Genomic DNA, 14,526 nt, shown 5'->3' with positions numbered 1-14,526 from the left:
GTGCGAAAGCGCCCGGATCAGGCTGGCTCAGGACAGGGAGAGATGAATCGATGACGTCCGCAGACGCCCCCCACACCCGGCTGCTGGCCGGCTATCGCGCTGACCCGCGGGGGATCCCGGCGCGCGACACCATGCTCTCCTGGACCCCGGCCGGTCCTGGCCCCTATCGCGTGACGGTCACCGACCTCGACGACGGTGCGGCGACCTGGACCGCCACGTCCGAGCGTCCCTTCGTGCTGCTCCCGGCCGCCGCGCTCCGGCCCGCCGCCCGCTACACCTGGACCGTCGACGGCAGCGCCGCGGCATCCTTCGAGACCGGTCTCGACCAGGCCGGCTGGGAGGCCGCGTGGATCGCCGCCCCGGCTACGCCGTTCGCGCGGGAGGACTACGACCCGGCGCCGTACCTGCGTGCCGAGTTCGAGCTGGCCGAGCGCGGCGACCGCGCCCGGGTCTACGCCACGGCACTCGGCATCTACCGGATGTGGGTCAACGGCACCGAGGTGACCGCCGACGCGCTGCTCCGCCCGGGCTGGACCGACTACGACACCCGCGTCCTGCACCAGACCTACGACGCCACCGACCTGCTCGTCGAGGGCACCAACACGATCGCGGTGCTGCTCGGCCGCGGCTGGTACGCCGGTCGCCTCGGGCTGCAGTGGGCGCCCTCCCTCTACGGGACCCGGCCCGCCTTCCTGGCCCAGGTCGAGACCGCGACCGGCACTGACCGCCGGGTCGTGGCAGGCACCGGCGCCGGCTGGCGGACCGCCCCGGGAGCCGTGATCGCGAGCGACCTGCTCCGCGGCGAGATCGCCGACCTGCGTCGCGAGCACCACGGCTGGACCGGCGCCGGCTTCGACGACGCCGGCTGGAGCCCGGTCGAGCTGCCGGCGCCCGGGGTGGCCGTGCACCCCCAGCCGCACGCGGACATCCGGGTGCTGCGCGCGCACCCCGGTGTCCTGGTGCACCAGCACGCCCGCGGCCCGGCGATCTTCGACTTCGGGCAGAACCTGGTCGGCTGGCTGCGGATCGAGTCCGAGCTGACCCCCGGCGCCGACGTGATCGTGCGGCACGGCGAGATCCTCACCCCCGACAAGCTGGTCTACCGCGACAACCTGCGCGGGGCGTTCCAGGAGGACCGCTTCGTTGACGACGCCGAGGGACGGCGCACGCTCGAGCCGCGCTTCGGCATGCACGGCTTCCGCTACGCCGAGATCTGGGGCCTGAAGAACACCAACGGTGCCTGGCACCTGGCCATCCCCGAGGAGAGCACCGTGACGGCGCTCTCGATGGACGCCGGCCAGGAGCTGATCGGCTCCTTCGCCTGCTCCGACGAGGCGCTGACCGCCTTCGCCGGCGCGGTGGAGTGGACCGTGCGCGACAACTTCCTCGAGGTCGCCACCGACTGCCCGCAGCGCGACGAGCGGCTCGGCTGGCTCGGCGACGCCGGCGTGATCTCGCCGACCGCGAGCTACTTCTTCGACGTGGCCGCCTTCCTGGCCAAGTTCAGCAGGGATGCCGCCGACGCCCAGTGGGACGACGGCTCGGTGCCCTCCTACGTGCCGGTGGTGCCGCCGGGCAACGAGCGGCACGGTGCCCCGGGCTGGGCCGACGGCTACGTCCGGATGGTCAGCCTGCTGGTCCGCCGCTACGGCGACCTCGCCAGCGCCGAGGAGTACTTCGACTCGCTGCTGCGCTATCTCGAGTTCGTCGACAGGGAGAACCCGGACGGGATCCGGGTCAACGCCGTCGGCTCGGACTTCTCCGACTGGCTCTCGCTGCCCGACCGTGACGACGACGTACCGCACCCGGGCTACGCCTACACCGGCGCCTTCTCGACCAGCCCGAAGCCCGTGGTCGCCACCGCGCACACCTACCGCTCGCTGTGCCAGGTCGCCGACATCGCCCGCCGGCTCGGCCGCGACGAGGACGCCGCACGGCTGGACCGGCGCGCGGAGGAGGTGCGCACGGCGTACCGGGAGCGCTTCGTCGGCGCCGACGGCCGGTTCGAGGACGCCACCCAGACCGTCTACGCCCAGGCGATCGGCTACGGGCTGCTGCGCGACGAGGAGGCCCAGCGCGCCGCCGACCTGCTCCGCGAGCACATCGAGAAGCGCGGCTACGTCACCACCGGCATCCACGGCGTCGAGCACGTGCTGCCCGCCCTGGCCCGCCACGGGCACGCCGACCTGGCCGCCGAGCTGCTGCTGCGCCGAGAGATGCCCAGCTGGCTCTACATGGTCGAGCGCGGCGCCACCACGGTCTGGGAGAAGTGGGACGGCATCCGCCCCGACGGCTCGCTGGCCACCGCGGAGATGAACTCGTTCAACCACTGCGCACTCGGTGCGGTCGGCGGCTTCCTGTTCGAGGACGTCCTCGGCCTCCGCCTCGACGGCGCGGTCTGGGGCGACGGCATCACCGTGGCGCCGGTCTACCTGACCGGCCTGGACTGGGCCGAGGGCGCGCACCGCGGCCCGACCGGCCCCGTCTCGAGCCGCTGGGAGCGGGACGGCGCGCGGGTCAAGCACCTCCTGGAGCTGCCGGCCACCGGCCCGGCCCGGTTCGTCGCGCCGGCGGGCTACGCGATCGCGGTCGTCGACGGCGCCGCCGCCGACGGGACCGCGATCGACCTGTCCGGTGGCCGCCACGAGCTGATCCTGGAGCGTCGATGACGACCTCTGGAGCGAGGGAGAAGACCATGGAGTGGAACGAGCGGGTCGCGGTGGTCACCGGCGCGGCCTCCGGCATCGGCGCCGCCACGGCACGGGTGCTCGCGGGACGCGGTGCCGAGGTGCTCGGTGTGGACATCAACGAGGCCGGGCTGGCCGCGACCGCCGAGGCGATCGCCACGGCCGGGGGCCGCTTCCGCGGCGTCGTGTGCGATGTCTCCGACCAGGACGCGGTGCGGACCGTCGTCACCTCCTTCGCCGACGCCGACGGCCGGATCGACATCGTCGTGAACGCCGCGGCCAACTTCCTGGCCCGCGGCGTCGAGGTCACCACCGCGGAGTGGGACAGTGTGCTCGGCGTGAACCTGCGCGGCATCGGCAACGTGGTCCAGGCCGCGCTGCCGTACCTACGCACCACCCCCGGCGCCGCGGTGGTCAACATCGCCAGCATCTCCGCGCACATCGCGCAGCCCTCGCGCTGGACCTACAACGCCACCAAGGGCGCGATCGTCTCGCTGACCCGGTGCATGGCGATGGACCTGTCCGAGCACGGCATCCGCGTCAACTCCGTCAGCCCCGGCTGGATCTGGACGCCCGAGGTCAGCAAGGCGGCCGACGGCGACCGCGAGCGGTGGGAGCCGGTCTGGGGCCGGTTCCACCTGCTGCGCCGGCTCGGTGAGGCCGAGGAGGTCGCCACGGCGGTCGCCTTCCTGTGCTCACCGGACGCCAGCTTCATCACGGGCGTCGACCTGCCGGTCGACGGCGGCTATCTGGCGATGGGCCCCGAGGGACTCGGGGACGCCTCCAGCTTCGCCGGCTCCGCCTGACCCGCCCCCTGCAGACACTTTCGAAGGAGATTCATGTTCAACGTCGTCATCACCGACACCAACCTGGGTGACGGGTCGCACGAGCGGGAGGTGCTGGAGCCCGAGTTCTCGGTCGCGAAGCACGACGTCACCACCGCGGCCGAGGTGATCGAGGTCGCCGCCGAGGCGGACGGGCTGCTCGTGCAGTGGGCGCCGGTCACCGACGACGTGCTCGCCGCGCTGCCCCGGCTCAAGGCCGTGGTCCGCTACGGCATCGGCCTGGACAACATCGACCTGGACGCCGCCGCCCGGCGCGGCGTCGCGGTCAGCAACGTCGACGACTACTGTCTCGCCGAGGTGGCCGACCACGCCGCCGCGTCGATCTACGCGCACAACCGTCGGCTCGCGGCCGGCTCCCGCAACCTGGCCGCCGCGGGCTGGACCACCGCGGGCATCTCCCAGCCGCCCCCGCCCGGCCAGGACCCGGTCGGCATCGCCGGCTTCGGTCGGATCGGTCGTTCGCTGGCCGCGCGGGTCGCGGCGCTCGGCTTCCCCGTGCACGTCTGGGACCCGTTCCTGACCGAGACACCCGAGGGCGTCACGACCTGGCCGACCCTCAGGGAGCTCGCCGCGGCCGTGGGGCACCTGTCCCTGCACATGCCGAGCACCGCCGAGACCACGGGCGTCGTGGACGCCGCCGTCCTGGCCGCGCTCGGTCCCGAGGGGCACCTGGTCAACACCGCTCGCGGTGCCCTGGTGGACGAGGAGGCGCTGCTGGCCGCGCTCGACGGCGGCACGCTCGGCTTCGCCAGCCTGGACGTGCTCTGCTCCGAGCCGCCGACCGGCGTCTCCGCCCAGCTCGCCGCGCACGCCCGCGCGCTCGTCACCCCGCACATCGCCTACCTCTCCACCGAGTCCCTGCCCCAGCTGCGGGTGCGCGCCGCGCAGATCCTGGCCGACCTGCTCCGTGCCCATGGGGGACAGGCATGAGGGCTCTGGTCTTCACCAAGCCGAGCACCGTCGAGCTCCAGGACCTCGACGAGCCGAGTCCGGCTCCGGGCGAGGTGGCCATCCGGGTGGTCGCCTCCGGGATCTGCGGCAGCGAGCTGCACGGCGTCCGGCACACCGACTTCCGCAAGCCCCCGTTGGTGATGGGCCACGAGCTGGCCGGCACCACCCCCGACGGTCGCCGGGTCACGGTCAACCCGCTGCTCAGCTGCGACAGCTGCGACCAGTGCCTGCGCGGCGACGAGCACCTGTGCCGCAACCGCGCCATCCTCGGGATCCACCGCCCGGGCGCCTTCGCCGAGACCGTCGTGGTTCCCGAGGCCGCCGTCTACGAGATCCCCGACGCGATGAGCTTCGAGACGGCCGCCATGGTCGAGCCGCTGGCCAACGCCGTGCACGCCGTACGGCTGGCCCGTCCGGAGGGCAACCCGCGGATCGCCGTGATCGGCGCTGGCACGATCGGCCTGGTCACGCTGCTGGTCGCGTTGGAGCACAGCGATCAGGTCACCATCAGCGACCTGGACGAGGGTCGACTGGCGATCGCGTCCCGCCTCGGCGGCCGGGCGGTCACCGAGCTGACCGGCGAGTTCGACATCGTGATCGACGCGGTCGGCGCGGAGCAGACCCACAAGATCTCCGTCGACGTGCTCCGCCCGGGCGGTGTGGCCGTCTGGATCGGGCTGCTCAGCACCCAGGCCGGGTTCGACGGACAGGAGATCGTACGCTCGGAGAAGCGGGTGCTCGGGTCCTACTGCTACCGGCGGGCGGACTTCGCGGAGGCGCTGGAGATCGCCGGGCGGGTGCCGCTCGACTGGACCACGACCTTCCCGTTCGAGTCCGGTGCGGAGATCTTCGGCGAGCTGCTCGAGGGCCGCCGCGACGTGATCAAGGCGCTGCTGCAGCCCTGACGGAGCTGCTCGGCCAGAGCAAGGAGAGTGGAATGACGTTCGGTGTGCGGATCCTGCCGCTGGGCTTCGGCGAGGTGCCGGGCCCGGAGGTGTACTGGATGTCCGACTGGGACCAGTGGTACCGGCTGGCGTTCCAGTCCTTCCTGATCGAGGGGCCGGGTGTGCGCGCCCTCGTCGGCACCGGCCCGGCCGAGGACCTCACCGCCATGAACGAGGGCTGGGCGGCGTTCCTGGGGGAGCGGGCCGCGTTCCAGCGCGAGCCGGGGCAGTGGCTGCCCGACCAGCTCACCGCGCTCGGGCTGACGCCGTCCGACATCACCCACGTGCTGCTCACCCCACTGCAGCTCTACACGACGGCGAACCTCACCCTGTTCGACCAGGCGCAGATCTGCCTGACCGAGCGCGGCTGGACGCACTTCCACTCCACTCATCGCCACCCGCACGACAACCGTTGGACGTCGCTGCTCCCGGAGGCGCTGAGCTATCTGACCCACGACGCCTGGGACCGCGTCCGGCTGCTCGCCGACGAGGACGAGATCGTGCCCGGGCTGCGCACCTGGTGGACCGGCTCGCACCACCGTGCGTCCATGGCCGTCGAGGTCGACACCGCCGTCGGGGTGGTCACCGTCACCGACGCCTACTTCACGCGGCGCAACCTCGACGAGGACCACCCGATCGGGATCTGCGAGAACATCTACGAGGCGATGGCCGCGCAGGCCCGGGTCCGCCGGGTCGCCGACCACGCGCTCACCCTGTACGACGAGGGCCAGTTGCAGCGCTATCCCGATCTCGTGGTGGCGCCGCCGCCGTCCGCCTAGCCCGGCCTCGACCCGCGTGTCCGGCGCGTCCCGTCTGGTCCTCGGCTCCGCCCGGTGGGCGCTGGTCGCGCGACCCGATCGGACGCTGCTGGCCGCCACCGTCGCCGCGGCGCTGGACACCGGGATCACCCGCTTCGACACGGCGCGTGCCTACAGTCCACCCGGCCGGGCGGGGGAGGGCGAGCGGCTGCTCGGCCAGGCGCTGGGGTCGCACATGCGGGCCGGCCGCGCGCGGATCGCCACCAAGGGTGGCCACTGGCGTCGCCCGGACGGCTCGTTCGCCGTCGACGCCCGGCCCGCGACACTGCGCTCCCACGTCGAGGCGAGCCTGAGTGCGCTCGGCATCGAGCGGATCGACCGCTACCTCCTGCACTGGCCCGACCCCGCGGTCCCGCTCGCCGAGAGCGTCGGCGCACTGGCCGACCTCCGGGCCGCGGGCCTGGTCGACGAGATCGGCGTCTGCAATGTCGACGTCGCGCAGGTGGAGGCCGCCCACGCGGCGGGTCCGGTCGCGGTGGTGCAGAACCGGCTCGCCTATCTGGGCCCGGACGACCCGGTCCTGGCGCGCTGTGTCGCGCTCGGCCTGGAGTACGAGGCGTACTCGTCGCTCGGCGGGCCGGACGGTCCCGGCCGGATGGAGGAGCTGGTCCGCGGCGAACCGCGGGTGACGGCCCTCGCCGCACGACTGGGCGCCACCGGCGTCCAGCTGGCGCTCGCCTGGCTGCTCGCGCAGGGCACCGCGGTGGTGCCGGTGCTCGGCGCCGGGCGGCCACGCTCCGTGCGCGCCAGCGCCGCCGCCGCGTCGCTCACCCTGGGCGGCGACGACCTGGCCCTGCTGGACGAGGTCCGCCCACGGCCGGAGACGGCCACCGCCTGACGCCACCCGAGCGGATCGGGTGACGCCAGGTGGTGATGGGCAGCTCGGGCGGGGTCGGCTCAGCCGGCGACAACGCGCTGGCGCTGACGGCCCAGGCCCTCGATCTCCAGCTCCATCTCGTCGCCGACGGCGAGATAGGGGAAGCGCCCGGAGAGGGCCACGCCCTCGGGCGTGCCGGTGAGGACCAGGTCGCCGGGGGCGAGCAGCACGTGGTGGGAGAGATGCCGGATGATCTCCGCGACGCTGAAGACCATGTCGGCGGTGCTGGAGTCCTGGCGCTTCTCGCCGTTGACCCAGGAGCGCAGCTGCAGCGCCTGCGGCTCGACCTCGGCCGCGGGGCGCAGGTAGGGCCCGACCGGGCAGAAGGTCTCCGCCGACTTGCCCTTCGACCACTGTCCGCCGGAGTGCTCGAGCTGGCTGGCCCGCTCCGAGAGGTCGTTGGCGACGACATAGCCCGCGACGTACTCCAGGGCCTCGGCGGTGCTCGCGAGCCGGCGCGGCGTGCGCTTGATGACCACGCCGAGCTCGACCTCCCAGTCGGACTTCTCCGAGCCGGGGGGCAGCTGGACGTCGTCGTCCGGGCCGACCATGGTGCCGGGGTGCTTGTAGAAGAGCACCGGCACCTCCGGCGGCGCGGCCCCGGACTCGGCGGCGTGGGCGGCGTAGTTCATGCCGATGCAGCTGATCGCCTGCGGGCGCGCGATCGGGGCGCCGATCCGCTGGCCGGTGAGGGCCGCTGCCTCCAGGACGGGCAGCTCGCCGGCGTCCAGGGCGGCGGCGACCCGCTCGATGCCGTCGGCGGCGAAGAAGTCGCCGTCGAGGTCGGGGGTCAGGCCGGTCAGGTCGTAGGCGACCTCGTCCCGGCGGACGGCGGGACGCTCCTGGCCGAGGGGGCCGTAGCGGAACAGCTCCACGTGCTTCATCACTCCTGTGGTCGGGGTTGTGGTGGTGGGGGTGAGCGGGCGCGAGGTCAGCTCAGGCGCTGCGAGATCTGTGCCGCGGCGTTGCGGAGGCTCTCGATGGTGCGCGCGGTGAGGTCGTCGGAGCGGCGTACGTGTGGCACCGAGACGCTGATCGAGGCGAGCCCGTAGTCGCGGCTCGGCTTCAGCGGGAAGGCGATGCAGTAGACGCCCTCGGTGTACTCGGCGTCGTCCTCGGCGTAGCCGCGGGCCCGGATCTCGCCGAGCACGCCGACCAGCTGGTCCACCGAGTGCAGCGAGCGGTCGGTGTACTGCGTGAAGGTGACGCCGTCGAAGCGGCGCCGGACCTCCTCGTCGGGGAGCAGGCTGAGCAGCGCCTTCCCGAGCCCGGTCGCGTAGGCGGGCAGCCGGGCGCCGACGTGGGAGGCGAGGCGGAGCTGCTGGTCGGGGTCGACCTTGCCGATGTAGACGTTGTCGGTCCCGTCCAGGATGGCCAGCTGCACCGTCTCGTTGAGGGCGTCGCGCACGGCGGTCATGTAGGGGAGTGCGAGCTGCTCGAGCGAGGTCGCCGTCAGGTAGCTCTGCCCGGCCTGCCACAGGCGGATGCCGACGGCGTACTTGCGGGTGTTCGGGTCCTGTTGGACGAAGCCGCGCACCGCCATCGTGTTGACCAGGCCGAAGGTGCTGCTCTTCGGGAAGTCCATCGCCCGCTGGATCTCGGTCAGGGTGAGGCCGTCCGGGTGCTCGGTGAGCAGATCGAGGATCTGCAGCACGCGGTCGGCGGATTTCACCAGGGCTGCCATGACCCCTCCTAGTTCACATGTTTGAAACACGGTTCGGCTACGTGGATAGAGTAACCGACTGGTCGGTTCGTGACCAGGGGGCAACCAGGGCCGACCGCTTCGACTAGTTCAGGTACATGAACTTCAGTCTACATACTTGACACATTGAGGAAACCTGCAGCACGCTCGCTTTCAGGAGAGCGAACTGTGGTTCTCGAAACGGAACTCTCCGGGCGGCGTACGCGGCCCCTGAGCAGAAAGAACGGCATGTGAACGCGACGACGAGGGAGACGACGGCGCCGCCCGCCCAGCGGGCACCGGTGCGCTGGTCCCGGGTGCTGCGCAGCAGGGGATGGCTCAAGCTGATCCGCCTGCTCGCGGTGCTGTTCATGATCTCGGTGCTGACCTTCCTCAGCCTCCAGCTGCTTCCGGGCGACCCGGCCCGGGTGATCCTGGGTGACCAGGCCAACGACCCGGCCGCGCTGGCCGCGATGAGGCACGAGCTCGGGCTCGACCAGGGCATCGTCGCCCGCTATCTCGACTGGATCGGTGGCGCGCTGACCGGGGACCTGGGCTCGTCCTATGTCACCAAGGAGACCGTCGCCTCGATGATCTCCAGTCGGTTGCCGATCACGCTCGAGCTGGTGATCCTCAGCCAGCTGATCGCGCTCGTGCTCGCGATCCCGGCCGGCATCGTCGCCGCGATCAACAAGGGCCGCAGCGCCGACCACGCGATCGGCCTGTGGGTCTTCGGCGTCCTGTCCACCCCGAACTTCGTGATCGGCGTGATCCTGATCTGGATCTTCGCGGTCACGCTCGGCTGGCTGCCCGCGAACGGCTACCAGCCCTGGTCGGAGGGCGTCGGCGCCCACCTCGGCTCGGTGATCCTGGCCTCGATCTCGCTGGCCGCCGCCCCCTTCGCCCTCTACCAGCGCGTGCTCCGGGCCGACTACGCCGAGACGCTCGGCCGCGATTTCATCGGCGTCGCGCGCGCGAAGGGGATCTCGCCGCTGCGCATCGTGTTCCGGCACGCGTTCCGGCCCAGCATCCTCGGCCTGCTCACCGTCACCGGGCTCACCGTCGGCGTGCTGATCGGCTCGACCGTGGTCGTCGAGAACCTCTTCGGGCTGCCCGGGCTCGGCGCGGGCCTGGTCTCCGCGGTCCAGAACCGGGACTACATCGTCGTGCAAGGAATGACTCTGGTGATCGCCTGCAGCTTCGTGCTGATCAACACCCTCGTCGACTTCCTCTACGGCGTCGTCGACCCGCGGCTGCGCGGCGTGGGCGCCGGGAACCGGGAGGGCTGAACGATGGTGACCGACCTGACCACGCCCCCCGCCGTACCGGCGGGCGCCCGGCGGCGCGGCCGCACGTCCCGGCGCCGGTCGTGGACCTGGATGGAGATCCTCAGCGCGACCTGGCTGGTGCTGCTGGTCTTCGGGATGTTCCTGCTGCCGCTGATCCTGCACCTGGACGCTCTCGAGTTCGACGCCAAGGCGCGTTTCGCCGGGCCGAGCGGGGAGTACCTCCTCGGCACGGACAACTACGGCCGCGACCTGCTCGCGCGGGCGCTCTCGGGCGCCAAGGTGTCCCTCTTCATCGGCCTCGGTTCCACCTTCCTGGCGCTGGTCATCGGTGTGCCGATCGGCACCGCGGCGGCCTACTTCGGCGGCTGGGTCGACGCCGTGATCAGCTTCATCACCGACGTGATCCTGGGCTTCCCGGGCCTGGTCCTCGCCCTGGTCCTCACCGCCTTCCTCGGTGCCTCCAAGACGAACGTGATGATCGCGATCACCGCGCAGGCGATCCCGGCCTTCGTCCGGATGGCGCGCTCGCAGACGCTCGCCCTGATGAACCGCGACTTCGTCGAGGCCAGCAAGGTCCTCGGCACCCGGTCCCACTCGATCATCGCCCGCGACCTGTTCCCCAATATCGCGGACACCATCCTCGCGTTCGCCTTCGTCGCGGCCGGCCGGGCGATCATCATCGAGGGCGGCCTCAGCTTCCTGGGCATGGGCCTGCCGCTGCCGCAGCCCACCTGGGGCGTGATGATCAACGAGGGCCGGCAGTACCTCAACACCGACCCGCACCTGATCCTGGTGCCCTCGGTCTTCCTGATGCTGAGCATCCTCAGCTTCAACGTCCTCGCCGACCGGCTCCGCGCCGACGCGACCACTGACGGAGGTGGCAAGGGTGCCTGAGACCCCGTTGTTGCAGATCGAGGACCTGGTCGTCGAGTTCCCGACCCGCGCCGGCCTGGTCCGGGCCGTGGACGGCGTCAGCCTCACCCTCGGTCGCGGCGAGCGACTCGGCATCGTCGGGGAGTCCGGCTCCGGCAAGAGCGTGCTCGGCCGGACCGTGATGGGCCTCAACGACCGGGCCCGGGCCCGGATCTCCGGACGGGTGCTCTTCGAGGGCAAGGACGTGCTCGGCGCCAGCGCCAAGGAGCGCCGCGAGCTGTGGGGCCGGCAGATCTCGATGATCTTCCAGGACCCGCTCAGCGCCCTGCACCCGATCACGCCGATCGGCGCCCAGATCGCGGAGGCGGTCCGCCGGCTGCCCGACGTCGACAAGGCGCAGGCCGCGGAGCGTGCGGTCGAGCTGCTCGACATGGTCGGGATCCCGGACGCCCGCCGCCGGGCCCGCCAGCGGGCCCACGAGTTCTCGGGGGGCATGCGGCAGCGCGCCCTGATCGCGATGGCGATCGCCTGCAAGCCGAAGCTGATCATCGCCGACGAGCCGACCACCGCGCTCGACGTCACGGTGCAGGCGAAGATCCTGGACCTGCTCGACGAACTGTGCACGGAGCTGTCGATCGGCTCGGTGCTGATCACCCACGACATGGGTGTCGTCGCCCAGCACACCGACCAGGTCGCCGTGATGTACGGCGGCCAGGTGGTCGAGACGGCACCGGTCGCCGGCCTCTTCGCGGCTCCCACGATGCGCTATACCCGCGCACTGCTGGCCGCGATCCCGCAGATGGCGCCCGGGCGGCGTGCGCTGCCGGTGCCGATCGGGGGTACCCCGCCGAACCCGCTCGACCGCGGAGCCGGCTGCCGGTTCGCGCCCCGGTGCACCTTCGCCGAGGACGACTGCCACCAGGCGATCCCGGAGCTGCTGCCGCTGGCCGACAGCCCCGACCACCGCTACCGCTGCTGGCACCCCGCGGCGGTGCCGGCCGAGACCGAGGCAGGTGCCCGATGACCAGCCCGACCGGTTCCCCCGGGACCGACGTCCCCGTGCTCGAGCTCGTCGACGCCCGGGTCCGCTACCGCGACCGCCAGGAGGGCGGCTACTTCGAGGCCGTGCGCGGTGTCAGCCTGACCGTGGGCCGCGGCGAGGCCCTCGGCCTGGTCGGCGAGTCCGGCTGCGGCAAGTCCAGCACCATCCGCGCGATCCTCGGCCTGGCGCCGCTCTCGGAGGGCCGGCTGTTGATCGACGGTGTCGCCGCGGATCCGCGCGACCGCGCCGTCCGGTCCCGGATCGGCGCGATCTTCCAGAACCCGGCCGGCTCCTTCAACCCGCGTCGCTCACTGCTCGACTCGGTCGCCGAGCCGCTGCGGGTGTGGCGGGGCGGCTCCCGCTCCGAGAGGGAGCGGGCCGCGCTCGCCGAGCTGGATCGGGTCGGCGTCACCGAGCTGATGGCGCGCCGCCGTCCGCACGAGGTCTCCGGCGGTCAGTGCCAGCGGGCCGCGATCGCCCGGGCCACCATCCTGGGACCGGAGATCCTGATCTGCGACGAGCCGGTCTCCGCGCTGGACGTGTCCATCCAGGCCCAGGTGCTGGTGCTCCTCGACGAGCTGCGCACCCAGGCCGGCCTGGCGATGCTGTTCATCTCCCACGACCTGGCCGTCGTCGCGACGCTGTGCGACCGGACGGCGGTGATGAACGCCGGCGAGATCGTGGAGGTCGGCACCACCGCCGACATCGCCGACCGCCCGCAGCACGCCTACACCAAGCTCCTGCACGACTCCGTGCCTTCCCACCTGTTCCTGACGAACTCGGGGTCGTCGTGACGCAGCCCGGCCGAGGCCAGGGACTGCGCTCGTGGCTCACCAAGAAATGCACCATCCCTGAGGAGGATTGCTGATGATGCACCACACGGCCCGATGGAAGGGGGCCCGGAGGCGGATCGCCGCCGCCGGACTCGCCCTGGGTCTCGCCCTGACCGTGGCCGCGTGCGGCGGGTCCGACTCGTCGTCCGGCGACGGTGGCACGCCCACCAAGGGCGGCGAGCTCAAGGTCGGTCTCGGCACCGACGTGGCCCGCCTGAACCCGGGGTCCGCCAGCCCGGGCTCGCAGGCCGTGCTCGGCGCGATCTACGACTACCTGATGGTCGTCGAGCACCGCGGCGAGGAGCCGAAGCCGAACCTGGCCACCGCGATGACTCCCAGCGACGACTTCATGACCTGGACGATGACGCTGCCCACCGGCAAGAAGTTCTCCGACGGCGAGCCGTTCAACGCCGAGGCGGTCAAGTTCAACTTCGACCAGTTCAAGGACCCGGAGACCGGCTCCGGCCTGGTCTCCGCACTCAGCGGTCTGGAGTCGGTCGAGGCGCCCGACGAGAGCACGGTGGTCTTCAACCTCAGCGAGGCCGACGCCACCTTCCCGGTGCTGCTGGCCAACCAGGAGGGAGTCGCCGCTGCGTACGTCGCGTCGCCGAAGTCGCTCCAGGAGCACACCGACGACTTCAACGCGAACGCCGCCGGCATGGGCCCCTACAAGATCACCTCGTGGAGCCAGGGTGGCGCCGAGGTCGTCGTGGAGAAGAACGAGAACTACTGGGACGGCGCCGACAAGGTGCTCCTCGACAAGATCACGTTCCGCAAGATCGAGGACCCGCAGAGCGCCTACCAGGCCGTCCGCGCCGGTGACGTCGACATCATCTACTCGATCTTCTCGTCGGTCATCAAGCAGGCGTCCAACGACTCGTCGGTCAAGGTGGCCATGGGCGTGGGCGCCGACCAGTCCAGCATCGTGCTGAACATGACCAAGCCCCCGTTCGACGACATCCGGATGCGCCAGGCCATGTCGATGGCGATCGACCGCGAGGAGATCACGGCGATCGTCAAGGAGGGGCTCACCTACGAGTCCACCAGCCTGTTCCCGCCGGACGACCCGTGGAACGGCGGCGCGGCCAACCCGGCCTACGACCCGGAGCGCGCCAAGGAGCTGATCGCCGAATACGAGGCGGAGAACGGCAAGGTCCCCTTCACCTACACCTGCCGTCCCACCGTCGACGACACCACCGTCGTCGAGCAGCAGCTGCGCAAGGCCGGCTTCGACTTCAAGGTCGAGGTCCAGGAGACCACCGCCGCGTTGGAGGCGTTCTTCTCCGGCAAGTACACGGCGACCTGCTGGAACATGGCCGACTTCCTCGACCCGGGCACGCTGCCGTACCAGTTCTTCCACAGCAGCGGCAACAACAACACCGGTGGCTTCGAGAACCCGGAGTTCGACGCGCTGGTCGACCAGGCGAAGAGCACCGCCGACCTGGAGGAGCGCAAGAAGCTGTGGCAGCAGGCCGACGAGATCCTCGTCGAGGAGCTGCCGTGGGTGTGGCGCACCGGCCAGCCGGTCGCCTTCATCTACCGGCCGACCGTGCACAGCGTGGCCCTCGACGAGCCGGACCGCCTCCGCGGCCGGGTCATCGACACCCGCCACATGTGGGTCGAGGACTGACCCAGCAGCATCCCGTCACGACACCGGGGGCGCCGTTCGCGGCGCCCCCGGCGTCG

13 protein-coding genes are annotated in these 14,526 nt (G+C 71.7%); 11 read left to right on the top strand and 2 right to left on the bottom strand.

Annotation, left to right across the window (positions count from 1 at the left end):
* The first annotated feature begins 50 nt into the window (after window positions 1-50).
* From QJ852_16775 to QJ852_16750, 6 genes are read left to right on the top strand one after another with little or no spacing between them, the layout of a single operon-like run.
* A complete protein-coding gene (locus tag QJ852_16775) occupies window positions 51-2,669 on the top strand; it encodes a family 78 glycoside hydrolase catalytic domain (GenBank protein WGX94805.1) in 2,619 nt (872 codons plus the stop codon).
* Window positions 2,666-3,493, top strand: coding sequence for an SDR family oxidoreductase (locus tag QJ852_16770; protein ID WGX94804.1), 828 nt, complete (start codon window positions 2,666-2,668; stop codon window positions 3,491-3,493). The genes QJ852_16775 and QJ852_16770 overlap by 4 nt, the downstream gene beginning before the upstream one ends.
* Window positions 3,494-3,526: 33 nt before the next feature.
* Entirely contained in the window at window positions 3,527-4,462 is a 936-nt protein-coding gene (locus tag QJ852_16765) for a C-terminal binding protein (GenBank protein WGX94803.1), read from the top strand.
* On the top strand, window positions 4,459-5,388 hold the full coding sequence (locus tag QJ852_16760; GenBank protein ID WGX94802.1) for an alcohol dehydrogenase catalytic domain-containing protein: 930 nt from the start codon (window positions 4,459-4,461) through the stop codon (window positions 5,386-5,388). Before QJ852_16765 ends, QJ852_16760 begins: the two co-directional genes overlap by 4 nt.
* 32 nt (window positions 5,389-5,420) lie before the next feature.
* Complete coding sequence (locus tag QJ852_16755; GenBank protein ID WGX94801.1) at window positions 5,421-6,206, top strand: hypothetical protein; 786 nt, start codon at window positions 5,421-5,423, stop codon at window positions 6,204-6,206.
* Between the two features lie 16 nt (window positions 6,207-6,222).
* Entirely contained in the window at window positions 6,223-7,083 is an 861-nt protein-coding gene (locus QJ852_16750) for an aldo/keto reductase (GenBank protein ID WGX94800.1), read from the top strand.
* A 59-nt stretch (window positions 7,084-7,142) separates the two neighbouring features.
* Here QJ852_16750 and QJ852_16745 read toward each other — a convergent pair whose 3' ends face one another.
* Entirely contained in the window at window positions 7,143-8,006 is an 864-nt protein-coding gene (locus QJ852_16745; GenBank protein WGX94799.1) for a fumarylacetoacetate hydrolase family protein, read from the bottom strand.
* 47 nt (window positions 8,007-8,053) lie between these two features.
* Window positions 8,054-8,806: an IclR family transcriptional regulator gene (locus QJ852_16740; protein WGX94798.1), complete on the bottom strand. Its 753-nt coding sequence runs from the start codon at window positions 8,804-8,806 to the stop codon at window positions 8,054-8,056.
* A gap of 248 nt (window positions 8,807-9,054) precedes the next feature.
* Here QJ852_16740 and QJ852_16735 point away from each other — a divergent pair, with 248 nt between their 5' ends.
* From QJ852_16735 to QJ852_16715, 5 genes are all read left to right on the top strand, one after another.
* A complete protein-coding gene (locus tag QJ852_16735; GenBank protein ID WGX94797.1) occupies window positions 9,055-10,092 on the top strand; it encodes an ABC transporter permease in 1,038 nt (345 codons plus the stop codon).
* Between the two features lie 3 nt (window positions 10,093-10,095).
* On the top strand, window positions 10,096-10,986 hold the full coding sequence (locus QJ852_16730) for an ABC transporter permease (GenBank protein ID WGX94796.1): 891 nt from the start codon (window positions 10,096-10,098) through the stop codon (window positions 10,984-10,986).
* Window positions 10,979-11,989, top strand: a complete 1,011-nt coding sequence (locus tag QJ852_16725; GenBank protein ID WGX94795.1) for an ABC transporter ATP-binding protein — start codon at window positions 10,979-10,981, stop codon at window positions 11,987-11,989. The genes QJ852_16730 and QJ852_16725 overlap by 8 nt, the downstream gene beginning before the upstream one ends.
* On the top strand, window positions 11,986-12,801 hold the full coding sequence (locus QJ852_16720) for an ABC transporter ATP-binding protein (protein ID WGX94794.1): 816 nt from the start codon (window positions 11,986-11,988) through the stop codon (window positions 12,799-12,801). The genes QJ852_16725 and QJ852_16720 overlap by 4 nt, the downstream gene beginning before the upstream one ends.
* A 73-nt stretch (window positions 12,802-12,874) precedes the next feature.
* Window positions 12,875-14,470: an ABC transporter substrate-binding protein gene (locus QJ852_16715; GenBank protein ID WGX94793.1), complete on the top strand. Its 1,596-nt coding sequence runs from the start codon at window positions 12,875-12,877 to the stop codon at window positions 14,468-14,470.
* Window positions 14,471-14,526 lie beyond the last annotated feature (56 nt).

Origin of the sequence: Nocardioides sp. L-11A (genome assembly GCA_029961745.1) — a bacterium.
GTDB lineage: Bacteria > Actinomycetota > Actinomycetes > Propionibacteriales > Nocardioidaceae > Nocardioides.
Note: the sequence above shows the minus strand (reverse complement) of the source record. Positions and strands in the feature narration are given on the sequence as shown.